The sequence below is a fragment of the Paenibacillus sacheonensis genome, from assembly GCF_009909195.1.
In the GTDB taxonomy this organism is placed as follows: Bacteria; Bacillota; Bacilli; order Paenibacillales; family Paenibacillaceae; genus Paenibacillus_Z; species Paenibacillus_Z sacheonensis.
In genome coordinates, this window is the sequence record NZ_JAAAMU010000002.1 from 221,663 (window position 1) to 247,369 (window position 25,707).

The window sequence follows — 25,707 nt, forward strand, 5'->3', positions numbered from 1 at the left end:
CGGCTTAGTCCGGTCGTCTTCTTCGGTACGAAGGAGGGAAGGGGAATGAAGGAGCATGCATCCTCCGAAGGCGGAAGCAGCTGCTCGATCCAACGGGAAGGACACGTTATATCCGTGGAGTCAGACGGGGTACTCGCCGAGATTAACGGCAAGACGCTGCGGATCGCGAAAGAGAAGGTAACGGAGGATGTTCAAGCCGGAGACGCGATCATTTGGACCGGCAAAATTTGGCGCGCTTCAAACGGCGGCGATACGGGTACATCAAACATGAGAAAAGCTTAATGGCCGCGGCACCCTATAAAGGGGCTGCCGATCCGAATCCTTCATAAATAAGGGGAGGATGATGACACTCATGGAAGTATTGGATATGAAACGATGCCTGTTCTGCGAATCGCTCGTACAGGTGAAACATAAAGGCGGCAGCGAATGGTTCATGAACTGCCTCTGCTCGCCAAGCGGCGCTTACGGTTTGAAGGACGACAGCTATGAACCGTTTCGGCAGCTATCGTACGCGGATAAGAGGAGCGTATTCCCGATTCTGTCTGCCTATATACGGGAGATGAGCGACCGCGAGGAGATCGTGGTCATCTCGTTCGACGAGCGGGAAGCGATCCTGCAATCGCCGCTTATTCCGCTGACGACGGAGGAGAAAGGGCTTCGTTTGCTTCGGTATTTGCACCGGCATGCGGACGGTCCGAATGAACCGGTCGTCATCAATCAGTTTTCGCAAAGCTTTAATTTGACCTATTCGTTGAATCTGCAGGAGCTTGTCTATATCGCGGAGAAGCTGAAGGAAGACGGCATGATCGAGCGGATCGGCTCTACGTTCCGGCTGACGGAAAAAGGCTGGCTGGAGGCGGACTCCAACGCGTCGGGCAAGTCGTACAAGCCTTGCTTCGTTCTGCTGCCCGTCGGCGAAGACGGAATGGCGCAGGATTGGACGGAGACGGTCTTCCCGCGGCTGCTGCAGCTCGGTTATGCGCCCAAGCTGTTCAGCTATGGCGGACCGCGCAGCGTGGCGGATACGCCCGTTCAGGAAGCGATGCAGGAGATGCTGAAATGCCAGCTGGTCATCGCCGACATCACGGCTCCCGAAGCCGAGACGTGGATGTATGCCGGCTATGCGATCGGGAACGAAATTCCGGTTGCCTGGACATGCCGTTCCAAATCGTCGGCGGACAGCCAGCCTGCCGGCGTGAGGCCGATCGTTTGGGACGATGCGGAGCAGCTGGCCGGTCAATTGCAGTTTGCGATCGGACGGGAAGCGTAGCAAGAGGTGTTGGATTCGGAGTCTTGAAGCTTGATTGGATAGGAAAGTCAGGAAGAGCAGCAAAGTCAGGAAGAGCAGCAAAGTCAGGATGAGCAGGGAATAGAAGAAATTTGCTCCGTGATCAGGTATTCGTTTATAATGATTTTATGCAATTTAATTAAATGAAATCCACTATGGGCCGATCACGGGAGGAACGAAGCATGAGCATTTACGATTTCAAAGTAACGACGATCGACGGCAAGGAGCAGACGCTTGCCCCGTACGAAGGCAAAATCCTGCTGATCGTCAACACCGCCAGCGCCTGCGGCTTGACGCCGCATTACAAAGGCTTGCAGCAGATTTACGACCAATTCAAGGACGAGGGCGTCGTCGTGCTTGGATTCCCTTGCGATCAGTTCAAAGGGCAGGAGCCCGGCACGAACGAAGAGATCGCGCAATTTTGCGAATTGAACTATTCGGTCACGTTCCCGATGTTCGCCAAGATCGATGTCAAAGGCGAGAATGCCGATCCGCTCTATAAGTATCTCGTCGACGCCGTGCCTGCGCCGTACCACACGGGCGACATCGACTGGAACTTCGCTAAATTCCTGGTCGACTGCAAGGGCAATGTCGTGAAGCAGTATCCTGCGCCAACCGATCCGGCGGCCATCGAGCCGGATTTGCGCAGCTTGATCGAGACGGGCAGCCTCGGCGCGGCGTCGAATACCGTGAACGATTAATCCGCTAACTATCATCGCATGATGAAGAAGCGCAAAAAAGACATCCCCTCTCGGAGGAGATGTCTTTTTGCGTTTGCTTGAATTGCATCTATTCATCCGCAAACTTCAACCCCGCTGTTTCGCCAGCCATTGCTGCCTGTACTGCTGAGGCGTGACGCCTTCCTGCCGTTTAAACGTTTGTCCGAGATGGCTGGCATCGTAGAAGCCGGTCTCTTCGGCGATTCTTCCTAGCGTAAAGTCGGTCTGCCCCAGAAGCATTTTGGCGCGTTCCAGCCGATGCTCGGTCAGAAACTGCATGATCGGCAGGCGGTGAACCGCCTTGAAGGCGCGATTCATGTATTGATGGCTGCGGTTGAGCTCGCGCTCGAGCGTATCCAGCGATAGGGGCTCAGCATAATGCTCGCGTACATACCGAGCGATCTCGCGCGCAAGCCGGATTTGCTGCGGACCGGCGGCAGGGACTTGTTCTTCGGCGCGGGCTGCCGGCTGGACGCGGAGGATCGCTTCCTCGATGATTCGGATGATCTCGCTTTTCTCGATCGGCTTGAGCAGGAAATAGTCGAGCCGGATATCGATTGCCCGCTTGGCGTAAGCGAATTCGTCGAAAGCCGTGACGATCGCGATTATCGCGCCGGGATTCGATTGCTGGATGAGCGCGGCCGCGTCCAAACCGTTCATGCCGGGCATCCGAATATCCATGAATATCAGATCGGGCCTCAGCTCTTCGGCGAGCGGGATTGCCTCGCTTCCGGACGTGGCTCCGCCCGCTACCACTGCCGGAAGCTCGCTGTCCGCGATGATTTTCTCGATGACCTTTCGCTCGATCGGCTCATCGTCGGCGATTAGGATGCGCAGGACCATGAAGATACCTCCGAATTGCGCCGGCAAGGCGCTTTTAGATTAATTGTAACAGAATGGCTTCCGCGGCGGCTTCCTAAAATGTTCAAGCTCCCGACAGGCGCTTCATGAACGGAAAATGCGCTGATTTCGCGAGACAAGATCGAATTCGGCTATATAATAAGGGAAAGGGAGGCGCCTATGGAAGAATACGTGAAACAGTGGGTGGAAGAACTGCATGCGCGCCGGCAGCGGGACGAATCTTCCCGCGGCGGGGGACAAGAGGGGCTGCAGCCTTATTACCGGCTGCTTGATATGTTCATGAAGACGACCGGATTGAACGGCAGCATCCTAAAGCTGAACGGCGAACAGCTGCTGCCGCTCGCCGAATTGCAAACCGGCCATCCCGATTTCTGCAAGCTGATCCAGGAAAGCGAAGTCGGACGCCAACGCTGTTTTGCCTCGGATTGCTTTACGACCCGGGAAGCCATCGCGCAAGAGAAGGCGGTTATCTGCAGATGCCATGCGGGTCTGTACGACAGCGCGATCCCGATCATGCTTCACGGCTCTCACGTCGGCGCCTTCATTACGGGCCAGATGTTGTTCGAGGCTCCGACGGACGAGACCGTGGACGAGATCTTGGAGCTGGTCTCGGATTTGCCTGCCGATCGGGAGGATGTACGCCGCGCGATCGCCGAGGTGCCCGTCGTGCCGGAGACGCAGGTTACGGCGATTACCGCGTTCATGCAGGTGCTTGCCGCTTCCGTCTCCTCGAGCCTGCGCGAGACGGAGGCGGTGCGCCGCGAAGCGGAGCTGAACAGGCTGCTGCGCGACACCGAGCTGAAGATGGTGCAGGCGAAGCTGCAGCCGCATTTTCTATTTAACGTGCTTAATTTAATTGCAGGCCAGGCGATGCTGGAAGACGCGCCGCGAACGAACGACGCCGTCATCAGGCTGTCCCGCCTGCTGCGCGACATGGTCAAATCCCGGCAGCCGGTCGTAACGCTTCGGGACGAGCTTCGGTTTCTCGAGACCTACATGCAGCTGCATTGCCTGCGCTTCGAGGACAGACTGCGTTACGAGGTCGACGTCGCGGATGCGGCGCTGTACGACGCTCCGATTCCGAGCTTGACGCTGCAGCTCCTCGCGGAGAATGCGGTCAAGCACGGCATCGAACCCAAGGATGGCCCGTGCGCAGTCCGCGTGAAGGCATGGCGGGATGGCGCGAACATAAACATTCTTATGGAAGACGACGGTGTCGGCATGCGACCGGAGATCGTCGAAGGCCTGGGGCTCGAGAATGCCGGAAGCGCCGTCCCGCTCTCGGGGATAACGATGCTTTGCCGGCGAATGGCGATCTATTACGGGGATGCGTTCGCGTTCGACATCCTTTCGAGCGAAGGGAAGGGCACGGCGGTAACGCTTGCCTATCCGATCGACGAAGGTTTTCCCGGCTGAGGATGCGCATTCTCCTACATTTGGCGAATTTCTTCCGATGCCGGCTTCGGATGGACTGCGATATAGTGAGGGTGAATAGGATCTTCGACGAAATGGGGATGACCGCGTGACGGAACAGGACAAGGACGCCATCATCGGATTATGGCCGAGAACGAGAAGCAAGCGCGTGTTCCTCCATCGCCCCCTGGACGCGATGCTGGTGGAAGCCAGGCCGGACATGACCGTGCTGCTCAAGGACGCATGGGGGCGGAAGGGAGATTGGCGCGCCGGCTTCGGCTTCGCCTTCGCAGCGGAGGGCGAGCGTCCCGCCATGCTTCCGCACGAGCAGGCCGAACAACGCTTGCCGATCCCGAAGGTACCGGTTTACGAATGCCGAATTCACCAAGGCGGGGCCGAGCATCGACTGACCGCGCTCGTAACCGAAGACCAAGAAGGCAACGGACGCCTTCATCTCTATCTGCGCGTTCGCAACCGGCATCCCAAGCGCATCTTGAAGGGCGACTGGTACTTCATTCGCGCGGAAGGACCGTTCAGCCGTTTCTATGTGCATCCGAACGAGGATTACGTGCCGTATATGTCGTCGGAACGTCTCTGGCCGACGGCCGAAGCGTTGGCGCTCGACACTGCCGACGGATGCTCCGGAGCCTTGCGGAATGCCGAAGGGCGCGCGTCGGCGCGTTATCGGGTCAGCCGGGAGGCGGGGATAGAGGTTATCGCCGACGGTAAGCCATTCCAAGGCGCCGTTCGGATGGGGTTACGGCTTGAACCCGGCGAAAGCGCTGTCATGGAATGGGAAATACCGTATCCGATCCTAGACTCGGGCAAGTCCGCCGCATCGAAAGCTGCAAATGCCGTTCAACCCGGCGACGGGCCGATGCTGGATATGGAAGAGGCGATGGCCCGCTGCCGTCGGATATGGGATGAGGCGATGTCCGGAGGCATGACAATCGCGGTGCCCGATCCGCTCGTGCAGCAGGTGTTCGATACGACGACGATGAATCACTTTCAACTGCTCGCGCAGAAGGACGGCGCTTCGCCGGTACTGCCCGGGCAAGGCGGCTTTAACGATTATTCCGTCGTCTATTCCTGGGAAGCGGTGCATTATATCCGCGCGCTTGACCGGCTCGGCTATGGCGCGACCGTCGAACGCGTGCTCGACTATTTTCTGTCTACCCAGGATGGCAGCGCCGGTCCGGAAGGCGACATCTCGTCCGCGGAAGGTTCGTTCCGGCCGCATATCCATTGGATGTGCGAGACCGGCGTCGTGCTGGGCATGCTGGCCGGCCATTATTGGATGACCCGGGACGCGTCGTGGCTGGCGCGCGTCGCGGAATGCGCCGTTCGCGCCTGCGAATGGGTCACGCGCGAACGGGCGGCGGCCAAAGCCGCAGCCGGAGATTCGCGCCCGAAGCATTACGGTCTTCTGCCTCCGGGACGCGTCCACGATTGGCCGGACAAAGGTTATTTCTTCTTCTCCGATGCGCAGACATGGAGGGGGCTGCACGATATGGCGAGGGCGCTGAACCATATCGGCCGGCCCGAGGGGCAGCGATACCTCGAAGAAGCGGAGGATTATCGCGCGTGCATCCTGCGCGCAGTCGATAACGCGACGCATGTGCTGGCGGACGGCATGAGCTGGGTAGCCAACGAAGTCTACGCCAAGCCGGGCGATCAAGTCGGCGTGTATGCGCTGGACGGACCGATCTCGCTCGTCGATACCGGACTGTGGAGCGTCGATGATCCGCGGCTGGAAGAGCTGGAGCAGCTGCTTCGCGATCGCGGAAGCTTGAACGACCTGTTCGGCAGCAAGCTGCCCGAAATGGAGGACGCGCAGCTGGGGCTGCTGCAGCAGGGCTTCGCGAACGGCCCCGTCGATTTGTACTATGTCAACACCGTCGAGCGCGTCTGGCATCGCATTTGGAGGAAGAGGGGCAGAAGGGAAGACGCGCTGCGCTACTTCTGGAGCATGATGGGCTATTCGACGACGCTGGATACCGGCCACACCCATGAGCGTTATTGCCCGCAGCTGCCTTGGCTGTCGCCTTGGCAGCCGAACGGAAGCGCGAACGGCCGCCTGTTCGACATGATCGCGGACAGCCTGTTCGAAGCTTCGGACGAAGGACTTCATCTGCTGCCATGCGTCCCTGCATCGTGGCTTGAGAGGGGCAAAACGATCGAGGTCGAGCGGGCATCTACGCCATTCGGGCCGGTCGCGTTCCGGGTCGCGCGCGAGTCCGACCGGATCTTGGCGGTCGAATTGGAGGCATCGGAGGAGCTGGGGCTTATTCGGGTAACCGTTCCTGCCGCCGCCGGGACGATCGTGGCTGTCTCTGTCGAGGACGCGGGCGGCAACGTGGCGCACTCGAAGGTCGAGCAGGACGGCGAGACCGTCAGCTTCTCGAATCCGAATCGCCGCGTCCGGATCGCGTTCGAGCTTGGAGGCGATTGAGATGAGCGGCGGGCGCAATCTGACGCAGTTACGCGATCTATTTCATGGGCGAGAACTGGCTTACCGGCTTCTGACCGGCGAATCCGGCGGAAGCATCCTGCTGCTGGAACGGGGAGGGCGCGTGATCTCGCTGCTGACGGGGGACGAAGCCGAGTCGCCGCTCTGGTTCAATGCCGCCGGTCTCGGAGAAGCAGGCTGGAATTGCGGCGGCGATCGGACATGGGTCAGCCCGGAGATCGATTATATGTCTGCCGGCGTTCCGGCCGCGCTGGATCCGGGGACGTACCGCTTCATCGACAGCCCGCCGAACGCGGCAGCGGTGGAGCAATCCGTGCGCCTTCCGTATCGACAGCAAGGGCAGGAAGCTTCGTTCGTCCTTCGCAAAACGTACCGGCCTGCGTCGGATCCGACCCTAGCGGGCACGGCGCTGAGAGGGATAACGGATCCGACGGGCGCTGCTTCGGCTTCCGCGGGAGATCGACGGCGAGTCTCGTTCGTCGGCTATGAATGCGAGACGACGCTTATCGCGTCCAACGATGAAGGCCGGCATGCCGGCAAGACCTCCTTCCCGCGCATCAACCTCTGGAGCATCATGCAGGTCAAGACGGGCGGCGTCGTCGTCATGCCGTCGCTCGGACGGTCCGAACCGATGACGATGTTCGGCGAGCCGCCCGCGGGCAGCGTGCGTTCGGGACGCGAGCGATGCGAAGTGCGTTTCGGAGGCGGCTCCATGTTCAAGCTGTCGTTCCATGTGCGGCAGTGCGGGGGCCGGATCGGATATATACGGCGCGAGGATATCGGCTTGGACAGCCTGATCGTGCGCAGCTTCGGCGTTGATCCCTCCGGACATTATCCGGACTACCCGCCGGACCGCCGCGACTACACGGGCTCCTGCGTTCAGCTCTATGACGACGGCGGAAGGCTCGGCGGCTTCGGAGAGCTGGAGTACCACACGCCTTCGGTCGTATGCCGGAGCGGGGAAACGATCACGGACCGGTCGACGGTCTGGCATTACACGGGCGAGCCGTCCGACATCGCTCGGATCAGCGAGGCGCTGCTCGGACAATCAATCATCTGACGGAGGCGGTTCTAATGAGAATATTAGCCATCGGGGCACACCCCGACGATATCGAAATCTTGTGCGGCGGCACACTCGCGAAGTACGCCGCTCGCGGCGATCGGGTTACGTTGATGATCGCCACGAACGGCAATGTCGGGTCGGCCACGCTGACCCGGGAGGAAATCGCGGCGGTGCGCAAGCGGGAGGCCGAACGTTCGGCGGCCGTTATCGGCGCCGAACTGATTTGGATGGACTTCGACGACGAGTTTTTATTTCACGACCGTCCGACGCGTATGGCATTCATCAACGCGATTCGTCGAGCCAATCCCGATATCATGTTCGTGCATGGGCCGAACGACTATCACCCCGATCACCGCATATGCGGCGAAATCGCCGCCGACTGCCGGATTCCCGTCACCGTGCCGCTCATCGAGACCGAATATCCGCCGATGGACAAGGTGCCGCATGTGTTTCTGATGGACAACATCGGCGGAGTCGGCTTCGAACCCGAAGCCTACGTGGACGTCAGCGATACGATGGACGTGCGCAACCAAATGCTGAAATGCCATGCCAGTCAAGATGCGTGGCTGCAATATGTCTATGGCATCGACTGCATCGAATTTTCGAGCAAGCTGCCGGTCATGCGGGGCATGGCGATCGGCGCCGCGTACGCGGAGGCGTTCCGCAGCCTGCCGATGTATCCCGTGAGCGGCGGGCCTCATCTGCTCCCGTAGAAGCATTCGTTTGCTCATATCAGAGAGAGGGGAAACGGCATGCATATCCATTATTCACTCGAAGCGGCCGTCATTAATGACGCGGACCGTTGGCCGGAATTATCGCGGCTGCTGCGCGATGCGGGAGTCGACACGATATGGCTGTACGGGTATTTCTACGGGAAATTCTGGTCGTCGATGGAGGAGATGAAGCAAGCGCGCGAAACGCTGCAGCGTTGCGGCTTCGAGGTCGGCGTCATTCAGCTGCCTGTCGGTCATCCCGGTAATTCCTTGAATCCCGACGACGATACGCTCGAGCTGCAGTTGCCGATGCACTGGCGGTACCGGATCGACGGCGAAGGGCTGCCGGCGTATTACTGCGCGGACATCGAGGAAGCGATGATCGCCGACAATGCCGAAGCGGCCAGACAACTGCGGGACGCCGGCTTTACGCGCCTGTTCATGGACGATGATCTGCGGCTTGGGAATTGGGGGCAGCGTATCGAAGGCTGCTTCTGCGACGGCTGCCTTCAGGCATTCCGAGAAGCTTATCCGCATGACCGGGATCGGGCGGCATTGCGCGATGCGCTCGATCGCCGTTCGGACGACGCGCTCGTTCGGGCATGGATCGATTTTATAGGTTCGCGCGTAACGAGGCTGATGACGGAGACGCGTCTTCCCGGCATGGAGATGGGAATCATGGTCATGCATCTGGGCGACGAGCGGCATGGAATCGACGTCGCGGCCATTCGGGACCGGATTCCGGAATGCCGATTTCGAGTCGGCGAAGCGCATTTCGGCGACGGCGATTTCGGCGTTCCCGCAGGCAAGGCGAGCGAGCTGTTCGGCGTCTTGTTCCATCTCGGCCAGATGGGAACGGAGCGGGCATACAGCGAAACGACGGTTTTCCCCGCAAGAGCGCTAAGCAGCGCCAATTTTGCCTGCAAAGCGCAAATGGCAGTCGCGGCCGGCGTGCCCGACGTGTTTCACATGAGCGGCACTTGGCTGATCGATGCGGATTATTGGCAAGCCTTCGCGAAACAGCTGCCGACTTTGGAAGGTTTGGAGCGAGATGGCGCCGGCAGGCGGAGCTATCCGGTCCACATCGCGTATGGAACGAAAGGCCGCGGCGAATCGGTTGCGCCGGCGCTTGTGCCGCTGCTTGCCGGATTGCCGGCACGGCCGGTCCGAGGCGGGGATCCGGATTTGCATTCGGATCTGGTTCTGGATTCGGTTTTTGGTCTGGAATCGAATTTGAGTCCGGATTCGGATCTTGAGCTGCAATTGGATCGGGAACTGGACTCGAGGGATACGCGCGGAGTGCTGCTCTTCTTCGGCGAGCAGGAGCTAACGGACGAATGGGAACGCCGGCTTGGCGAGTACGCTTGCGTCGTGTTTGATCAAGCCGCCGCCGAACGCAACCGAACCCGGCTGCCGGTGATCGCGGCGAGCCGGGTTCGGTCATGGCCGTTCAAAGCTGCCGAATCTCCCGAACGTACGGCGAGCATGCTTCGCCAACTGCTGGCGGAGGAAGGCGCCGAATTTCCTTATGTCGCCGAAGGGATCGATACGGCGCTGATATGGACGCCGGAACGCGAAGGCGTATTTCTTCTCAACCTGCGCGAAGAAACAAGCGTCGGTTTACTTGCATGCGGGGAGCGGCGGCAACCGTTCAGCCTGGCGCCGCTCGAAATCACATTCGTGCCATTGGGCTGATAGCCGCAGCTCAGCCATGCCTGCTGGACTGCATTTTGTTCCGCGTAAGCAGCTGTTTGGCAAACGGCGTGTTCCTGGCGTGGAAGAGAATGCCCGCAAGAAGCCATAACAATCCCATGATTAACGCATCCTTGCTAAGAAGCATGAACAACCAGCCGATAATGCCGGCGCCGACGGCCGGAAGCGCAAGGTAGAGCAGCGTCCCCTTCAAGGAGCGGCGCCGCTCTCGTGCGTAATAGTGGCTGATGACGGAAATATTAACGAAGAAGAAGGCGGTCAGCGCGCCGAAATTCACGAATTTGACGGCCATATCCAGCTGGATGACGAGAGCGAGCATGGAGACGATCGCGACCATGAGAATATTAACGACGGGCGTCTTCCACTTCGGATGAACGTAAGCAAAGTAACGCGGAGGCAGTATCGATTCGCGGCCCATCACATACATGAGGCGGGAGACGCTCGATACGGAGGATATGCCCTGCGTGAAGATCGCAAACAGCAGCACGACAATGAATACGGTGCTGAGCGCGGCTCCGCCGACCATCTTGACGATCTCGAGACCTGCGGAATCGATGTTCAGGAACGCGATCGCCTTCGGAAAAACGAGTTGGGTCAGATATGATGGTGTGACATATAAGATGCTGGCGATTATAATAATAAAGCCGATTGCACGAGGGATGTTCTTCTTCGCGTTTTTGGTTTCTTCGGCCATCGTCGTGATGGAATCGAAGCCTAGAAACGAGAAGCAGATCACGGAAGCGCCGGTCAGAATCGTCGAGAAAGGGATGTCCGTTTGCAGCAAAGGCGCCAAAGGGTCGCTGTGCGCCGGCGAATGTCGGACAAGCAGCGCGCAAAACAGCCCGATGAAGCCCATTTGAAGCAGAACGAACCATTTGCTTAAATTCGCCGAGAAGGAAGCGCCTTTGATATTCGCGAGCGTGATCGCCACATTGATCCCGATCATCCAAGCGTAAGCGGGGACGACCGGAAACTGCGCATGCATGTAGATGCCGAAGGTCAAGCATGCAATGATGGGGGAGAACAAATAGTCGAGCAGCAGCGCCCAGCCGACAAGGAAGCCGAGATAAGGGTGGAGAGCTTTTTTGACATAGGTATAGGCAGAGCCCGACGTCGGGTGGGCGATCGACATCAGACCGTAGCTGTACGCGGTGAACATAATGGCGATAAAGGCAGCTAAGTAGGCTTGCGTCAGCATTCCTGACGAAGATTCGTAGGCAATGCCGTAGATCGAGAAATAAATCATCGGCGTCATCCAGGCAAGCCCGAGGAATACGACTTGAAACAGCGTCAGCGTCTGTTGAAGCTTGATCGGTTCTCTCATGCGCAGCAACCCTTTCAATGATGGCTAAAATAAAAAAAGCGCGGGGAGATATCAATGGTTGCTGATATCCTCCCGGGCTTTTATCCCTCCGTGTACACAGCGGCCGCCGTGCGTTTTCTCTCGGACCAGACCGGAAGACAGCAATGCTGCCACCACGGAACCCTAGAAAACGATATGGTAGTTTTTATATGTTTTTCTTGTTAGATAATATAACATGAAGAACAAAAGCGTCAATGCAAAGTTTTATTACACCACGAATTAGGGTTATGGATGGAAAGGATGCTTACAAGTGGCAACGACCGAAGAAGAGAAACCGAAGCTATTACCGACGAAGATCTGGAAATGCAAAAACGCGGAGTGCAAAGCGTGGGTACGCGAGGAATTCGCCGAGAGCGAGCAAAGCTGTCCGATCTGCAAAGGCCCCATGCACCGAAGCATGAGGCATCTGCCGGCCGTACAAAATAAAATTAAACGACAACCCAAAAAACCGAAATCGGAATTCGATATCTAAACCGCACTGGAATTCGATATCTAACCTCATTCGCATATTCAGCCGCCCTTCGGGCGGCTTTTCTTCTGCCGAAAATGCAAAGCATATTCAATAAACCAGTAATACCGTTAATAAAAACCAGGCGCACGATCAATAAATCCCAACAAACCAGCCTTTAACGTCAATAGAGCAGACGCCACAAGTAGAACGTCGCATAAGCTTTCCAGTCCTTCCATTCCGCGGACAGCTCCTTGATCTCGGCGATGGAAGGTTTCGTGTCACGGCCTAGCACCAGCTTCAGGGCATTATGCAGGCCGACGTCTTCGATCGGGAACGCCGCGGGCATGCGCAGGCAGCGCATCAGCACGTAGTTCGCCGTCCAAGGCCCGATGCCGCGAATCCGGGTCAACTCGGCTTGGTCGAGGGCGGCGATGACGTCCGGCTCCGGAAAGGCGAAGTATCGACGGCCTTCCCATTCGACGGAGGCGCCGAATCGCTCCACGAACCGGCGTTTGAGCGTATAAGCGAAGGCAAGGTTGATCTGCTGTCCCATGATTCCCCAGCAAATGGCTTCGAACAATTCGGCGATGCCGACGATGCGGAGCCCGTTGAACTGCCTGACCGGCTCGGCCAACACGGGGTCTTGCAGCGCAAGCGCGAGGAAGGGCTCGAGGTCTCGATCCATATCGAACCAGTCCCGGACGTAATCGGAAATGGCAGCCGACAGCGCGGCGTCCGGCGGTTCCGTAAGGGAGGGAAGCGCAATGGACAGCGAGCCATCCGGCAACGAGGCGACACGGATCAAGATCGGCGGGCCCAGAACGGTTATCAGCTTCGTGACGGTCTCGCCGTCCACGCGATACAAGCATTCGTTGCTCGAACGGGCCAGATAGCCAAGAATATGATGGAAGTCGAACGCCTTCGGGGGCGTCATCGTGATCGTGATTGGATTAGGTGACATGCGAAAACCTCCTGATTCGACTGTAACGAGCGCCGCGATAAACGCGGGCGATGCTCTCCTAGTTGTACCATAAGTAACGGAGCGAGGCTGTCGTAATCTTGCTTTTCCATTCCGGGCGGCTTACATGCGGACCTCGAAGCGGGTATACTTTGCCTTGGAGGTGAGGATGATAGTGACCGACGAGAACTGGAATGCCATCGTGGACTGCGATGCCGAACAGGACGGACGATTCTATTACAGCGTGAGCACGACGGGCATCTTCTGCCGGCCGTCCTGCAAGTCAAGAACGCCGCGGCGCGAGCATGTGCGGATCTTCGCTTCGTCCGCGGAAGCGCTGGGGGCCGGCTTCCGGCCATGCAAGCGCTGCAAGCCGGACGGACTGAAACTGCCGGACGAAGAATGGACGGACGCGGTCGCCGAAGCGATCCGCAAGCAATACGGCGACCGCCTTACGCTGAATGCCTTGGCCGAACAGCAGCATGTCAGCCCTTATCATCTGCAGCGCACGTTCAAACGGCTTCGACGCATATCTCCAGCCGCATATCTGCTTCAAGTCCGGATCGAGGCGGCCAAGACGCTTCTTCGCGCGACGGCGCTTTCGGTTGCCGAGATCGGCGATGAAGTCGGCATTTCGAATCCGGCCCATTTCGCTGCCGTATTTCATAAAGCGGCCGGCGTCACGCCTTCCCAATATAGAAGAGATCATCGGCCCGTCAACGAGCTGGGCGACTCCGGTGCAGCTTCCGATACCCAACAATTCCGAAATGACAAGCTTACCCAAAAAGAAAGCAGGCGAAACCCATGAAGAAAATCTATTGGACGCTTCTAGATCACGAATCGTGGAAGCTGTGCCTGGCGGCTACGGACGCCGGCTTATGTTACGTCGGTTCGCCGAACGCTCCGTTCGCGGAGTTGGAGGCATGGACGAAGAAGCGGTTTCCGGCGTCGGAGCTTATTCAAGCCGATGCGCGCATGGAACGTTACGCCGAGGCGATACGCAATTACCTGCGAGGCAGCCGAAGCGGCTTCGATATCCCGCTCGATATGAACGGAACCGCATTTCAGCAATCCGTATGGCGGGAGCTGCTTCGCATTCCGCATGGGACGACTTGCGCGTATTCGGATATCGCGGATCGCATCGGCAGAACTTCCGCGGTGCGCGCGGTCGGAACGGCAATCGGCGCCAATCCCGTGCTGATCGCGGTTCCCTGTCATCGCGTCGTCGGGAAGAACGGCAAGCTGACCGGCTACCGCGGCGGCATGAAGGCGAAGGAAGCGCTGCTGAAGCTCGAGGGGATCCTCGCCGCCGACTCGTAAGATGGCCCCGATCGGGTTATAATGGAGTCTACGACGATTGGAAGGATGAGGCAAGTTGGTCGAGATCGAGGCATACGAGGTTGAGAAAGTGAAAGATCCGTTCGGCATTTTGACGGGCGAGCGGTATGAATTCAAGCTGGAGATCGAGGTCGCCGAGGACGATGAGCTGTATGTCGAAGGCGGTCTATACATACGGGTGATTTATCGCGTTGACGGCGAGGACGGCAAGATCGTGAGATACGCGCTGCATGAGCGGATCAACGACAAATTCGTGGATGCGGAGCTGGAGGACGAAGAAGAACGCATGCTGGAATCGTTCTGCGGCGAGCATTTCTCCGAGGCGGAAGAATAGAATAAAAGCGTGCGCCCGGTCCTGAATCCGGATCGTTTCGAATGGAGGTTTCATATCGACTTGCCCCGTGTAATAAGGAGTACGGCAAGCGGATATGCGGGCCGAAACAAAGCGAAGAGGCGGTGAATGACATGACAGTCCATTATCTGTTGAACTGTTACAACAATCAAATCCTGGTGAAGCAGGTGGACGGCGAAGCCGATGCCTTCCATGTCAACATCCAAAGCAACAGTAATCCTCTCAGTTTCGGCAATACGTTATATACGGCTTCGAACAAAGACCAGGCCGTACGGATTGCCAACCAGCTTTGCGCCTTCTACTCCATGGCCAGAGCGAACGGGTACCACCTGGAAGGCAGCACTTTCCGCAATGGAAGCAAGTCCGACATTACCGTCGAGCATGTACTCAAGGTGGAGCGCACGAAGGATGAAATGCACAATCTGCTGCAGAGAGCGTAACGTTCATGAATGCGTTTGCAAGAGCAATGGGTTGAGATGGAAACCACACACGCACAGGACCTGCATGCCGAGGTCCTGTTTCTTTGTTTGCCGGGAAATGGAGGAAGCGCTGGCGCCGAAAGTGGACAGGCTTTGCGCTGCCGTTTTATAATGGAGGGTATGGTATCGCGATCCGGCTCCGGCCGAACGAAAGAAACGAGGCTTAAGCGGCATGAAGAAATTCAAGAAATTTTATATCGAAATTACGAGCATTTGCAATTTGGCCTGCTCGTTCTGCCCGCCGACGAATCGTGCGAAAGGCTTTATCGGCATCGAGGATTTCACGAAAACGCTGGACGAAATCAGGCCGCATACGGATCATATTTATTTTCACGTCAAAGGCGAGCCCCTGCTGCATCCCAAAATCGACGTGCTGCTCGACTTGAGCCACGAACGCGGCTTCAAGGTCAACTTGACCTCGAACGGCACGCTGCTTCATAAAGCCGGACCCAAGATCATCGGCAAGCCGGCGCTGCGCCAAATCAATTTCTCGCTGCACAGCTTCGATGGCCATGAAGGTTCCGTAGACAAAGAAGGGTATGTCGGCAGCGTGCTGGCATTTGCCAAAGCGGCCGTCGCGCAGTCGGATATTCTCATCTCCCTGCGCCTGTGGAATCTGACCGAAGACAACGCGACGAACGTCGATCGGCAGCGCAACCAGGTCATTCTCGATCAACTCGAACGGGAATTCGAGCTGGACTTCCGCATACAGGACCGGTTCCAACGGGGGAAAGGGATCAAATTGGCGGATCGCATCTACCTGAACCACGATCACGAATTCAAATGGCCGGACCTGAAAGAGAAGGAAGACGAGGGTCGCGGCTTCTGCCATGGTCTTCGCAACCAGGCCGGCGTTCTCGTGGACGGCACGGTCATTCCATGCTGCTTGGACGGCGAAGGCGTGATCGATTTGGGCAACATTCACCGGACTCCTTTCTCGGAAATCATCGAAGGGGAACGCGCGAATCGCCTGTACGACGGCTTCTCCCGCCGCGAAGTGGTAGAAGAGCTCTGCCGCAAATGCGGGTACAGACAGCGATTCAGCATGTAAGGAAAGAAGGTTTTGTAATCTCTTATGTCTCATTACACCTCTAGATCCAACGAAACGGCGTTTCGCATGAAGGGGGACCGCGGGTTCCGCGTGCCGCTCTTCTACGCGGCTGTCGTTATTCTGCTTACGAAGCTGGCGCTGCTGCGCTATTTTTTATTCGGGGACATCAAGTGGCCAAGGCTTGCCGCCGACGCGTCGGCGCTCCTCGTGCTTGTATGCGCGGTGGAGCTGTTGACGCCGGCCAGAGTCAAGGTCTGGGCTTACGGCGCTTTGAACGTGATCGTCTCGCTGCTGTTATTCTCGTCGGCCGTTTATTTCGAGCATTTCGGTAACGTGCCGACGTATACGGCGCTGTACGAGCTGCATCAAGTGACCAAGATCAAAGACAGCGTCGAGTCCACGATCCAGTGGAGCCATTATTGGTTCTTCCCGGATATCGTTATCGCAATCGGAGTCTGGGTCTATGCCGCCGCTTCATCCAGACGAGGCGGAGGCTACGGCCGTAGAAGAACGGCTTCCGCGTCGCCGATGTACCGCGTCGTGCTGAGCGTTCTGTTGATCGTCGGCATCGTCGTCTCGACGCGGTTCATTCAATTGGGCATGCCGATCGAGAACGAGCTCGTGGAAGCGGAGGACGAAGGGTTCCTGAACTATCAGGTGTCTTCCGCGATCAAGGCGGCAAAGGATAACAGCATCGCGGCCGAGGGCAATACGTCGGAGTTCGTCCAGCAAGCAGTCGATCTGCAGGCGACGTATCCGTATCGGGACAAGCCCGGCAGCGCGCCGGCTTACTTCGGGAACGCGAAAGGAAAGAACGTCATCGTCATCCAGATGGAGGCGTTTCAGAATTTCCCGATCCATCTGAAGCTGGGCGGACAGGAGATTACGCCGGTGCTGAACCGGCTTGCCGGCGGCAGCCTGTACTTTCCGCATATCTTTCAACAAATCGGCCAGGGAAACACGTCGGACGCGGAATTCATGTCCAATACGTCGATCTATCCGACGGCGCAGATCGCCATGTCGACCGGCTACGGCGACCGGAACCTGCCCAGCCTGCCGAGAGCGCTGCAGCAGAACGGCTACGTCGCGGACACGTTCCACGTCAACGATGTGACGTTCTGGGACCGGAACAAGCTTTATGCGGCGCTCAATTTCGACCATTACTACGACAAGCCGTATTATAAGAACGACAAGTTCAACAGTTTCGGCGCCTCCGATGAGGAATTGTATCGCGTCGCCGTCGACAAGCTGAGCGAAGCCGGCAAAAGCAAGCAGCCGTTCTACGGCCAGCTCATTACGGTATCCAGCCACTTCCCGTTCGAGGTGCCGAAGGACCGCATGAAAATGACGCTGCCGGACAATCTGCAAGGCACGCAGCTGGGCAATTATCTCCTGGCGGTCAATTATACGGATTACGCCATCGGCACGTTGATCGACCGGCTGAAGTCGGCGGGACTGTGGGACGATACCGTACTCGTCTTGTACGGGGATCATTTCGGCTTGCAGCCGAACGACAACGATCCTGCGCAGGTCAGCCAAGCGCTCGGCATCCCTTACGACCCGAAGGTATCGCGCTTCAACATTCCGCTGATCATCCACTTGCCGGGCGAACGGCAGGGCAAAGTAGTGGACCGGACGGGCGGTCAGCTGGACATCATGCCGACGGTCGCCAATCTGCTCGGCGTCAAGCTGGCGGATGCGGGCGTCACGGCATTCGGCCATGACCTGCTCAACATCGATCATAATGTCGTCGGATCTCGGTACTATATGCCGACGGGATCGTTTATCAACGACGATGTCCTATTCGTGCCGGGCAAAGGTTTCGACGATGGTACCGCCGTTGATATTCGAACGCTGAAGCCGGTGAAGGATTTGACTCCGTACCGAAAGGATTACGATTATATCTTGAAGCTGATGGAGCTGTCCGACCGTTACGTTCGTTCGCTTCCGAAGCGTTAAAACCATGAGAATCGATAAGTGATGTAATAAAACCTGACATTACTGTTGACATATCGGTGCATGCGCACCTATAATCAGTAGCAATAGCAGGTTTTAACAATTGCATATCGGTTCTCATGTTAGCATTGAGGACAAAAAAGCTATCTAGGGTTCCGTTGGCGGCAGGTAACTGCCCATCAAGTCTGGTCCGAGAGATAGTGTGCGGAAGCTGCTCGTACCCGGTACGAAGGAGCCTGCATAACACGGAAGGATAAAAGCCTGGGAGGTCGCGCTCTCAGGCTTTTTTGTTTTTACCGCGACCATCGAAGGAGGGTTTCCAATGACAAATTTGTGGAGCAAAACCATCGCGCCCGGCGACAAATGGTCCGGCGTGATCGCGAAAGGCCGCCTGCTCACGTTCACGGCGCTGAAGGATGACGCGAATGCGGCCGTCATGCTGTACAACGCTCATGATCTGACGGAGCGCTATAATATGCCGGATACGCTGAAGGCGCAGTATACCGCGCATCTCACCCGCGGCAACGTGCTGATGAGCGATAACGGGCGGGTGCTGGCGAGTATCGTCGAGGACGGCCTCGGCTGGCATGACACGATCAGCGGGCTTACGACGCGCGAAAGCACGGATGCCAAATACGGCGCAACGAATTACCAGACGCTGCGAAATGACTGGCTGCGAAGCGGCTACGAAAATTTTGCCGTCGAGCTCGTGCGCTGCGGCCTGGGCGTCCGCGACCTCGGCCCGGTCGTTAATTTGTTCGCCAAGGTCGCCTGCGACGAAGAAGGCGCGATGGTTTATGACGGCTCGCATTGCAAAGAAGGCAGCACGGTCACGCTTCGCACGGACATGGACGTCCTGATCGTCATCTCCAATACGCCGAACCCCTTGAATCCGAGCACGGTTTACCCGGAGGCGGCAGTCAAGCTCGACGTGTCGCTCGCGCCCGAATTCCGGCCGGAAACGGATTACTGCTATCATTTCCGCGGCGAGAACCGCCGCGCGTTCGAGAATACGGCGGAGTATCATTTGCTGGCTAGACCGTAAGACGCGCCGAAGCGGATCGACATCCGACTTTTATCCGAATAACCCGGAAGAACCCGGCAGCATTCGGCCGCAAACTTAAGATGCAACTGCAGGTTGCGAAAAATTTGAGACTTTGAGGAGGGCATCGCATGAGCGCTTTTATCCGCACGGAAAGCAGCTTGAGGGAAGAAGAAGCGATCGTCGACGAGATCGTATTGGCCGGCGACGGCTGGATGAAGGTGCTGGAACCGGGGCAAGTGCTCCGCATCGTGGACCTGGAAGGCAATCAAGCGGCGGATACGCTGTTCTTCGACGCCGACAGCAAGGAAGACCACTACAGCGCGGTCGCAACCATCGCCGCGCAAGGAAACATCTACCTGACGACGGGCTCCGTTCTCCGCGCGGAATCGGGCAAGCCGCTCGTGAAGATCGTCGCGGATACCTGCGGCAGGCACGATACCGTCGGAGGTTCCTGTTCCGCGCAAAGCAATACGGTGCGCTATTCGCACGACAAGCTTCACATGCACAACTGCCGCGATACGTTCATGCTGCAGCTGGCCAAGCACGACGGCGGCTATTCGAAGCGGGATTTGGCGCCGAACGTCAATTTCTTCATGAACGTGCCGGTCACGCCGGATGGCGGACTTCGTTTCGCGGACGGCGTCTCGGCTCCGGGCTGCTACGTCGAGATGGAATCGATCGCGCGCACGGCGGTGCTGATCAGCAATTGCCCGCAGCTCAACAATCCGTGCAACGCCTATAATCCGACGCCGATCCGCGTCCTGATCTGGAACGCCTAGCTTGACCGGAACTTATAGATGATCGAATAAATAATTCGTTTGCAACGAAAGCCTGGCAACGATACGCCAAACAAGAAGCTTCTAGTATATAGCTTCTAACTGAAGCTTCTTGTTTGGCGCTTAGCATGCGGAACTTCTAAATAGAGATACAGTTAACCGGGAGGGAAAAGCCATGTTCACGAAAGTTCTCATAGCCAACCGCGGCGCGATCGCCGTTCGAATCGAACGTACGCTTCGCAAGCTTGGCATTCAATCCGTTGCCGTGTATACCGGCGCCGACCAGGACAGCCTGCATGTGGACGGGGCCGACGAGGCCGTCCTTATCGGGGCCGGTCCGGCCAAAGAAAGCTACCTCGACGCCGATCGCATACTTCGCACCGCGATCGACGCAGGCGCGCAGGCCATCCATCCGGGCTACGGATTTCTGAGCGAGAACGCTGCGTTCGCCCGCGCTTGCCGCGAGCATGGCATCGTCTTCATCGGCCCGACGCCGGAGCAGATGGAGATGTTCGGCTTGAAGCATTCCGCGCGGGAGATCGCCGAGCGCGCCGGCGTTCCGATGCTGCCGGGCACGGCGCTGATCAGCGAGCTGGACGAAGCGCTGACGGAAGCGGAAGCGATTGGCTATCCCGTGATGCTCAAGAGCACGGCGGGCGGCGGAGGCATCGGCATGCGCGTCTGCCACGACGAGCGCGCGCTGCGCGAAGCGTTCGACGGCGTCCGTCATTTGGCGGAGACGAACTTCAAGAACGGGGGCATCTTCCTCGAGAAATATATCGCGAAGGCACGCCATGTCGAGGTGCAGATCTTCGGCAACCGGTTCGGCGAAGTAGCGGCGCTCGGCGAGCGGGACTGCTCGATACAGCGGCGCAATCAGAAGGTGATCGAGGAGAGTCCCGCCCCGAGCCTGACGGACGGCGTGCGCCAAGAGATGTTCGCATCGGCGAAGCGGCTTGCTGCCGAGGTCGGCTACCGCAGTGCCGGCACGATCGAATATTTGTACGACCCGGAAGCCTGCCGCTTTTACTTCCTCGAGGTGAATACGCGGCTGCAGGTGGAGCATGGCGTAACGGAAGAGGTGCTCGGCGTCGATCTCGTGGAATGGATGGTATTGGAGGCGGCGGACGAACTGCGCGATATCGAATCCCGCGTTGCCCGTCCGGCGGGCCACAGCATCCAAGCGCGTATCTATGCGGAAGACTGCCTGCATCAGTTCCGTCCGAGCGCCGGCAAGCTGGATCAAGTGAAATTCGCGGAGAACGCCCGCGTGGAAACGTGGGTGCGCGACGGAATTACGGTGACGACGCTGTATGATCCGATGCTGGCCAAGATTATCGTAAGAGGCGAGAACCGCGAAGATGCCATCGCCAAACTCGGCGCAGCGCTGGAAGAGACGCGGCTGTACGGCATTACGACCAATCTGCAGTACGTGCGAGCGCTCCTAAGCGAAGAAGCGTTCGTGACCGGCAGCGTATACACGCAGCTGCTGAGCGGATTCGAGCCATCGGAGCATGCCATCGAAGTCGTCGATGGCGGCGTGCAGTCCACGGTGCAGGACTGGCCGGGCCGGACGGGCTATTGGGCTGTCGGCGTTCCGCCGTGCGGACCGATGGACCCGCTGTCGTTCCGCATCGGCAATAAGCTGCTTGGCAATCCGGATGGCGCATCGGGCTTAGAACTGACGCTGCGCGGCGGCGCTTACCGTTTCCGCGGGGAGATGGTGATTTGTTTGACTGGCGCAGACATGGGGGCGCTGCTGGACGACGAAGCGATTGCGACGTATCAGCCGATACGGGTCCGCCAAGGCCAGGTGCTCAGCTTCGGCGAAGCGGCAGTCGGAATGAGAAGCTATTTGCTGGTCGGCGGCGGCTTCGACATGCCGAAGATTCTCGGCAGCTCCGCGACCTTCACGCTCGGCGGCTTCGGCGGCCACGGCGGACGCGCGCTGCGCGCAGGCGACGTGCTTGGGGTGTGCCGAGACGGCCACGTTGGAAGAACGGATGCTTCGGTTTTGCGACTGGCAGCGCCCGATCGGCCCGAACTGACGCGCGAATGGACGATCGGCGTCATTCCCGGCCCTCACTGCACGGAAGAGTATTTGAAGCCCAGCTATCTGGAGGAGCTTGCCGGCACGGCGTTCGAGGTTCATTTCAACAGCTCGCGCACCGGCGTTCGCCTCATCGGTCCGGCGCCTCATTGGGCACGGGAGGACGGGGGTCAGGCTGGACTGCATCCGTCCAACATTCATGACAACGCCTATGCGGTCGGAACGCTGGATTTGACGGGAGACATGCCGATTCTGCTAGGTCCGGACGGTCCCAGCCTCGGCGGCTTCGTTTGCCCGGTAACGACGGCCTCGGCGGAATTTTGGAAGCTGGGTCAGCTGCACGCCGGCGATACGGTGCGGTTCCAACTGTTGACGCTGGAGGAAGCGGATCATCTGCGCCGGCTTCAAGAATCGAACCTGCAGGCCATCGGCGAGGACGCCCGGGAGGCACTGGTTCCGGCCGGACTGCCGGAGCCGCAAACCGGGATCAAGCCGGCCTATCCGCTGCTGCACCAAGAGACGGACAACCGACGCTTCCCGATCACGATCCGCTGCAGCGGCGACGAGAACATTTTAGTGGAATACGGGGAGATGGAACTGGATCTGCTTCTGCGCTTCCAAGTGCACGCCTTGATGGAAGCCATCGTAAGCGACGGCACCATTCCGGTTCAAGATCTGACCCCTGGCATTCGTTCGCTGCAAATCCATATCGATCCGAAAGCGACTACGGTGCAGGCAGCCTGCCGACGTATTCTGGAGCTCGACCAGAATTTGCCGCCGCTCGAAGAGATCGAAGTGCCATCGCGGATCGTGCGTCTTCCGTTGTCGTGGGATGATCCTGCCACGCAGCTGGCGATCGACCGTTATCAGCAGAACGTCCGTCCGGACGCGCCATGGTGTCCGAGCAACCTGGAATTCATCCGACGCGTGAATGGGTTGGACAGCATCGATGACGTGTATCGTATCGTTCACGAAGCCAACTACCTCGTGCTCGGCCTCGGCGACGTGTACTTAGGCGCGCCGGTCGCGACCCCGGTCGATCCGCGCCATCGGCTCGTGACGACGAAGTATAACCCGGCGCGGACGTGGACGCCGGAGAATGCCGTCGGCATCGGCGGCGCGTACATGTGCATTTACGGCATGGAAGGACCTGGCGGCTATCAATTCGTGGGCCGCACGATTCAGATGTGGAATCACTTGAACCGCGAGACGGCGAGCTTTCATTCGGGCAAGCCATGGCTGCTTCGGTTCTTCGATCAGATTCAATTTTATCCGGTCAGCGCCGATGAGCTGCTGCAGCTGAGAGAAGATTTCATGCGCGGACGGTTCGAGGCGGACATTACGGAGACGACGTTCAAGCTGGGCGATTATCTGACCTTCTTGGCATCGATCGAAGAAAGCACGGAAGCCTTCGCGGACGTCCAGCAAGCGGCGTTCCAAGCAGAACGCGAGCGTTGGAAAGAAATGGGCTTGGCCGAATACGTATCCGAGAGCGAAGCGCCGAAGGCCGCGGAAGAAGACGAGCTTCCGGCGGAAGCGGTCGGCGTACGATGCACCATGCCGGGCAGCGTATGGAAGGTGCTGGTGGAGCCGGGCCGCGAGGTGAAGAAGGGCGATACGCTCATCATCGAAGAGAGTATGAAGATGGAGTTCTCCCAGACGGCGCCATGCGACGGCTTCGTTTCTTCCGTCTTCGTGAAGCCGGGCGACGAGGTGCATACGGGGCAGCTGATCGTCAGTCTCGTGAAGGAGAACATAAGAGAGGTGACGATTGCATGACGAATGTCCAATTTCCCGAGAAGCTGACTGCCGCCTGGCTGCGGGAGCGGTATGCAAGCAAGGAACTGACTCCCGGGGCGGTCGTGCACGAGATTATCCGCCGTTCCTTGCGGGACGAAGCGATGAATATTTGGATTACGCCTCCGTCGCTCGAACGGATTGCGCCGTATGTGGATCGTTTAGCCGAGAAGGATCCCGAAAGCTCGCCGCTGTGGGGCATTCCGTTCGCCATCAAGGACAATATCGATTGGGCCGGCGTGCCGACGACCGCGGCCTGTCCGGATTTCGCCTACGTGCCGGAAGCGAGCGCCGTCGTCGTGCGGCGGCTGATCGAGGCAGGGGCGATTCCCATCGGCAAAACAAACCTCGATCAATTCGCCACCGGTCTCGTCGGCACGCGCAGCCCGTACGGCGAAACGCATAACGCGCTGCGGCCGGAGCTCATCAGCGGCGGCTCCAGCTCCGGCTCCGCCGTCGCGGTGGCGCGCGGGCAAGCCGTGTTCGCCCTCGGGACGGACACGGCGGGCTCGGGCCGCGTGCCGGCGGCGTTGAACGGCCTCGTCGGCTACAAGCCGAGCCTCGGCGCATGGCCGACGGAGGGCGTCGTACCGGCTTGCGCCAGCCTCGATTGCGTGACCGTGTTCGCGCACGGCTTGGACGATGCGCTGGCCGTTGACGGAATCGCCCGCGGCTTGGAGCCGACTGATCCGTGGTCGAAGTCGATCCCGCATCCGAAGAAGAACCGTCTGCCGTCCGCGCTCTGCCTGCCGGACGAAACGCCGGTCTTCTTCGGCCCCTATGCGGAGCAGTACCGTGCCGCATGGGAGGAAGCCGTCGCGACGGTCGTGTCGCTCGGCATTCCCGTCATCCCGGTGGGGATGGATTTGTTCGCGGAAGCGGCGTCGATCCTCTATGGCGGCCCTTGGGTGGCCGAGCGCTGGGCGGATCTGGGCGGCTTCGTTGACGGTCATCCCGGCTCGGTATTTCCCGTGACGGAGCAGGTGCTGCGAACGGGAGATTCGCCGGCATACACGGCAGCATCGGTGTTTCAGGCCATGCATAAGCTGCAGGCGTATAAACGGGAAGCAAGCGGGCTGTTGGAGGGCGCGGCGCTGATGCTGCCGACCTGCGGCGGCACGTGGACGCGGGATGACGTTCGCAAGGCGCCGATCGAAACGAACAACGGCATGGGGCTGTATACGAACCATTGCAACCTGCTCGACCTCTGCGCCGTTGCGGTGCAGGCGGGCGAAGCTTCGGATCGGCTGCCGTTCGGCGTGACGTTCTTCGCTTCGGCGCAGAGCGAATCGCTGATCTGCGGGATCGCCGAGGCGTTCTCTTCGGCAAGCGAACAGGCAGAATCTGCCGTATCAAGGGCGTCGAAGCCGGCGCAACCGGATGCGTCCGGGATCGGAACCAAACCCGAAACGACGCTCGTCGCCGTTTGCGGCCTCCATATGCGCGGTTTCCCGCTGGAGAAGCAGATGCTGGCCTGCGGAGCCGTCTTCGTCCGCGAGACGCAGAGCGCGCCGAAGTATCGTCTCGTGAAGCTGCCGACGGTTCCCGCGAAGCCGGGCATGATCCGTCAGGAGCAGGGCGGAGCGCCGATCACGCTGGAGGTCTGGGAGATGCCGCTGCATGCATTCGGCGGCTTCGTCGCAGGCATTCCCGCGCCGCTCGGCATCGGCAAGGTCGAGCTGAGCGACGGCAGCGAAGTGCCGGGCTTCACCTGCGAAGCTTATGCAGCGAGCGGCTCGGAGGATATTACGGCTGCCGGTTCGTGGCGCAATGTTGTGCTTTTATGAGCAACCGTGAATGATCGCAAGCCGCGTCCTGCCAGGGCGCGGCTTGCTTACGTTATGTCGGCGT

At 58.9% G+C, this 25,707-nt stretch carries 22 protein-coding genes and 2 riboswitches; of the genes, 19 read left to right on the forward strand and 3 right to left on the reverse strand.

All coding sequences use genetic code 11. The features are described from left to right. The first annotated feature begins 45 nt into the window (after positions 1 to 45). From GT003_RS04015 to GT003_RS04025, 3 genes are all read left to right on the forward strand, one after another. Positions 46 to 282, forward strand: coding sequence for a hypothetical protein (locus tag GT003_RS04015; protein WP_161694704.1), 237 nt, complete (start codon positions 46 to 48; stop codon positions 280 to 282). A gap of 70 nt (positions 283 to 352) precedes the next feature. Further along, entirely contained in the window at positions 353 to 1,270 is a 918-nt protein-coding gene (locus tag GT003_RS04020) for a hypothetical protein (RefSeq protein ID WP_161694706.1), read from the forward strand. Positions 1,271 to 1,470: 200 nt separating this feature from the next. Next, on the forward strand, positions 1,471 to 1,989 hold the full coding sequence (locus GT003_RS04025) for a glutathione peroxidase (protein WP_161694708.1): 519 nt from the start codon (positions 1,471 to 1,473) through the stop codon (positions 1,987 to 1,989). Positions 1,990 to 2,094: 105 nt separating this feature from the next. Here the strand turns inward: GT003_RS04025 and GT003_RS04030 are convergent, their stop codons facing one another. Further along, a complete protein-coding gene (locus tag GT003_RS04030) occupies positions 2,095 to 2,850 on the reverse strand; it encodes a response regulator (protein ID WP_161694710.1) in 756 nt (251 codons plus the stop codon). A 177-nt stretch (positions 2,851 to 3,027) separates the two neighbouring features. Here GT003_RS04030 and GT003_RS04035 point away from each other — a divergent pair, with 177 nt between their 5' ends. The 5 genes from GT003_RS04035 to GT003_RS04055 all read left to right on the forward strand — a co-directional run bounded on the left by GT003_RS04035 (position 3,028) and on the right by GT003_RS04055 (position 10,222). Continuing rightward, positions 3,028 to 4,284, forward strand: coding sequence for a sensor histidine kinase (locus GT003_RS04035; RefSeq protein WP_161694712.1), 1,257 nt, complete (start codon positions 3,028 to 3,030; stop codon positions 4,282 to 4,284). A gap of 106 nt (positions 4,285 to 4,390) precedes the next feature. Continuing rightward, entirely contained in the window at positions 4,391 to 6,733 is a 2,343-nt protein-coding gene (locus GT003_RS04040; RefSeq protein ID WP_161694714.1) for a hypothetical protein, read from the forward strand. Position 6,734: 1 nt separating this feature from the next. Further along, entirely contained in the window at positions 6,735 to 7,811 is a 1,077-nt protein-coding gene (locus GT003_RS04045; protein ID WP_161694716.1) for a DUF6786 family protein, read from the forward strand. Positions 7,812 to 7,825: 14 nt separating this feature from the next. Further along, the gene (locus tag GT003_RS04050) at positions 7,826 to 8,527 is read left to right on the forward strand and encodes a PIG-L deacetylase family protein (RefSeq protein WP_161694718.1); all 702 of its coding nucleotides are present in this window, start codon (positions 7,826 to 7,828) and stop codon (positions 8,525 to 8,527) included. A gap of 39 nt (positions 8,528 to 8,566) precedes the next feature. After that, complete coding sequence (locus tag GT003_RS04055; protein ID WP_161694720.1) at positions 8,567 to 10,222, forward strand: hypothetical protein; 1,656 nt, start codon at positions 8,567 to 8,569, stop codon at positions 10,220 to 10,222. Between the two features lie 10 nt (positions 10,223 to 10,232). On the opposite strand, the gene GT003_RS04060 is transcribed toward GT003_RS04055, so the two are convergent. Further along, positions 10,233 to 11,564: an APC family permease gene (locus GT003_RS04060; protein WP_161694722.1), complete on the reverse strand. Its 1,332-nt coding sequence runs from the start codon at positions 11,562 to 11,564 to the stop codon at positions 10,233 to 10,235. A gap of 67 nt (positions 11,565 to 11,631) precedes the next feature. Next, a riboswitch (guanidine-I (ykkC/yxkD leader) is annotated at positions 11,632 to 11,741 on the reverse strand. A gap of 112 nt (positions 11,742 to 11,853) precedes the next feature. Here GT003_RS04060 and GT003_RS04065 point away from each other — a divergent pair. Further along, the gene (locus tag GT003_RS04065; protein WP_161694724.1) at positions 11,854 to 12,075 is read left to right on the forward strand and encodes a cold-inducible protein YdjO-related protein; all 222 of its coding nucleotides are present in this window, start codon (positions 11,854 to 11,856) and stop codon (positions 12,073 to 12,075) included. A gap of 160 nt (positions 12,076 to 12,235) precedes the next feature. Here GT003_RS04065 and GT003_RS04070 read toward each other — a convergent pair whose 3' ends face one another. Continuing rightward, positions 12,236 to 13,015 carry a DNA-3-methyladenine glycosylase family protein gene (locus tag GT003_RS04070; protein WP_161694726.1) on the reverse strand — a complete coding sequence of 260 codons (780 nt, stop codon included), beginning with the start codon at positions 13,013 to 13,015 and terminating at the stop codon, positions 12,236 to 12,238. Between the two features lie 166 nt (positions 13,016 to 13,181). Between GT003_RS04070 and GT003_RS04075 the strand changes: the two genes are divergently transcribed. The 10 genes from GT003_RS04075 to atzF all read left to right on the forward strand — a co-directional run bounded on the left by GT003_RS04075 (position 13,182) and on the right by atzF (position 25,643). Beyond that, positions 13,182 to 13,820 (forward strand): bifunctional transcriptional activator/DNA repair enzyme AdaA, encoded by a 639-nt coding sequence (locus GT003_RS04075; protein WP_204798859.1) that lies wholly within the window; start codon positions 13,182 to 13,184, stop codon positions 13,818 to 13,820. Next, positions 13,817 to 14,332 carry a methylated-DNA--[protein]-cysteine S-methyltransferase gene (locus GT003_RS04080; protein ID WP_161694730.1) on the forward strand — a complete coding sequence of 172 codons (516 nt, stop codon included), beginning with the start codon at positions 13,817 to 13,819 and terminating at the stop codon, positions 14,330 to 14,332. The genes GT003_RS04075 and GT003_RS04080 overlap by 4 nt, the downstream gene beginning before the upstream one ends. 55 nt (positions 14,333 to 14,387) lie before the next feature. Next, positions 14,388 to 14,684 carry a DUF6509 family protein gene (locus GT003_RS04085; protein WP_161694733.1) on the forward strand — a complete coding sequence of 99 codons (297 nt, stop codon included), beginning with the start codon at positions 14,388 to 14,390 and terminating at the stop codon, positions 14,682 to 14,684. Positions 14,685 to 14,815: 131 nt separating this feature from the next. Continuing rightward, on the forward strand, positions 14,816 to 15,142 hold the full coding sequence (locus GT003_RS04090; RefSeq protein WP_161694735.1) for a hypothetical protein: 327 nt from the start codon (positions 14,816 to 14,818) through the stop codon (positions 15,140 to 15,142). 211 nt (positions 15,143 to 15,353) lie between these two features. Beyond that, positions 15,354 to 16,232 (forward strand): radical SAM/SPASM domain-containing protein, encoded by an 879-nt coding sequence (locus tag GT003_RS04095; RefSeq protein ID WP_161694737.1) that lies wholly within the window; start codon positions 15,354 to 15,356, stop codon positions 16,230 to 16,232. Positions 16,233 to 16,256: 24 nt separating this feature from the next. Next, positions 16,257 to 18,191, forward strand: a complete 1,935-nt coding sequence (locus GT003_RS04100; RefSeq protein ID WP_239565612.1) for an LTA synthase family protein — start codon at positions 16,257 to 16,259, stop codon at positions 18,189 to 18,191. 133 nt (positions 18,192 to 18,324) lie between these two features. Beyond that, a riboswitch (guanidine-I (ykkC/yxkD leader) is annotated at positions 18,325 to 18,458 on the forward strand. 52 nt (positions 18,459 to 18,510) lie between these two features. Continuing rightward, the gene (locus GT003_RS04105) at positions 18,511 to 19,233 is read left to right on the forward strand and encodes an urea amidolyase associated protein UAAP1 (protein WP_161694739.1); all 723 of its coding nucleotides are present in this window, start codon (positions 18,511 to 18,513) and stop codon (positions 19,231 to 19,233) included. Between the two features lie 128 nt (positions 19,234 to 19,361). Then, positions 19,362 to 20,012: an urea amidolyase associated protein UAAP2 gene (locus tag GT003_RS04110; protein WP_161694741.1), complete on the forward strand. Its 651-nt coding sequence runs from the start codon at positions 19,362 to 19,364 to the stop codon at positions 20,010 to 20,012. Between the two features lie 172 nt (positions 20,013 to 20,184). Next, complete coding sequence (gene uca / locus GT003_RS04115) at positions 20,185 to 23,838, forward strand: urea carboxylase (RefSeq protein ID WP_161694743.1); 3,654 nt, start codon at positions 20,185 to 20,187, stop codon at positions 23,836 to 23,838. After that, positions 23,835 to 25,643 carry an allophanate hydrolase gene (gene atzF, locus GT003_RS04120; RefSeq protein ID WP_161694745.1) on the forward strand — a complete coding sequence of 603 codons (1,809 nt, stop codon included), beginning with the start codon at positions 23,835 to 23,837 and terminating at the stop codon, positions 25,641 to 25,643. Before uca ends, atzF begins: the two co-directional genes overlap by 4 nt. Positions 25,644 to 25,707: the final 64 nt, after the last annotated feature.

What these genes read in the sequence shown, in the direction of transcription:
- GT003_RS04030 (WP_161694710.1), bottom strand. Translation starts at nt 2,850, where the DNA reads ATGGTCCTGCGCATCCTAATCGCCGACGATGAGCCGATCGAGCGAAAG.
- GT003_RS04025 (WP_161694708.1), top strand. Translation starts at nt 1,471, where the DNA reads ATGAGCATTTACGATTTCAAAGTAACGACGATCGACGGCAAGGAGCAG.
- GT003_RS04100 (WP_239565612.1), top strand. Translation starts at nt 16,257, where the DNA reads ATGTCTCATTACACCTCTAGATCCAACGAAACGGCGTTTCGCATGAAG.
- GT003_RS04110 (WP_161694741.1), top strand. Translation starts at nt 19,362, where the DNA reads ATGAGCGCTTTTATCCGCACGGAAAGCAGCTTGAGGGAAGAAGAAGCG.
- GT003_RS04055 (WP_161694720.1), top strand. Translation starts at nt 8,567, where the DNA reads ATGCATATCCATTATTCACTCGAAGCGGCCGTCATTAATGACGCGGAC.
- GT003_RS04080 (WP_161694730.1), top strand. Translation starts at nt 13,817, where the DNA reads ATGAAGAAAATCTATTGGACGCTTCTAGATCACGAATCGTGGAAGCTG.
- atzF (WP_161694745.1), top strand. Translation starts at nt 23,835, where the DNA reads ATGACGAATGTCCAATTTCCCGAGAAGCTGACTGCCGCCTGGCTGCGG.
- GT003_RS04095 (WP_161694737.1), top strand. Translation starts at nt 15,354, where the DNA reads ATGAAGAAATTCAAGAAATTTTATATCGAAATTACGAGCATTTGCAAT.
- GT003_RS04075 (WP_204798859.1), top strand. Translation starts at nt 13,182, where the DNA reads ATGATAGTGACCGACGAGAACTGGAATGCCATCGTGGACTGCGATGCC.
- GT003_RS04045 (WP_161694716.1), top strand. Translation starts at nt 6,735, where the DNA reads ATGAGCGGCGGGCGCAATCTGACGCAGTTACGCGATCTATTTCATGGG.
- GT003_RS04070 (WP_161694726.1), bottom strand. Translation starts at nt 13,015, where the DNA reads ATGTCACCTAATCCAATCACGATCACGATGACGCCCCCGAAGGCGTTC.
- GT003_RS04020 (WP_161694706.1), top strand. Translation starts at nt 353, where the DNA reads ATGGAAGTATTGGATATGAAACGATGCCTGTTCTGCGAATCGCTCGTA.
- GT003_RS04050 (WP_161694718.1), top strand. Translation starts at nt 7,826, where the DNA reads ATGAGAATATTAGCCATCGGGGCACACCCCGACGATATCGAAATCTTG.
- GT003_RS04090 (WP_161694735.1), top strand. Translation starts at nt 14,816, where the DNA reads ATGACAGTCCATTATCTGTTGAACTGTTACAACAATCAAATCCTGGTG.
- uca (WP_161694743.1), top strand. Translation starts at nt 20,185, where the DNA reads ATGTTCACGAAAGTTCTCATAGCCAACCGCGGCGCGATCGCCGTTCGA.
- GT003_RS04015 (WP_161694704.1), top strand. Translation starts at nt 46, where the DNA reads ATGAAGGAGCATGCATCCTCCGAAGGCGGAAGCAGCTGCTCGATCCAA.
- GT003_RS04105 (WP_161694739.1), top strand. Translation starts at nt 18,511, where the DNA reads ATGACAAATTTGTGGAGCAAAACCATCGCGCCCGGCGACAAATGGTCC.
- GT003_RS04035 (WP_161694712.1), top strand. Translation starts at nt 3,028, where the DNA reads ATGGAAGAATACGTGAAACAGTGGGTGGAAGAACTGCATGCGCGCCGG.
- GT003_RS04060 (WP_161694722.1), bottom strand. Translation starts at nt 11,564, where the DNA reads ATGAGAGAACCGATCAAGCTTCAACAGACGCTGACGCTGTTTCAAGTC.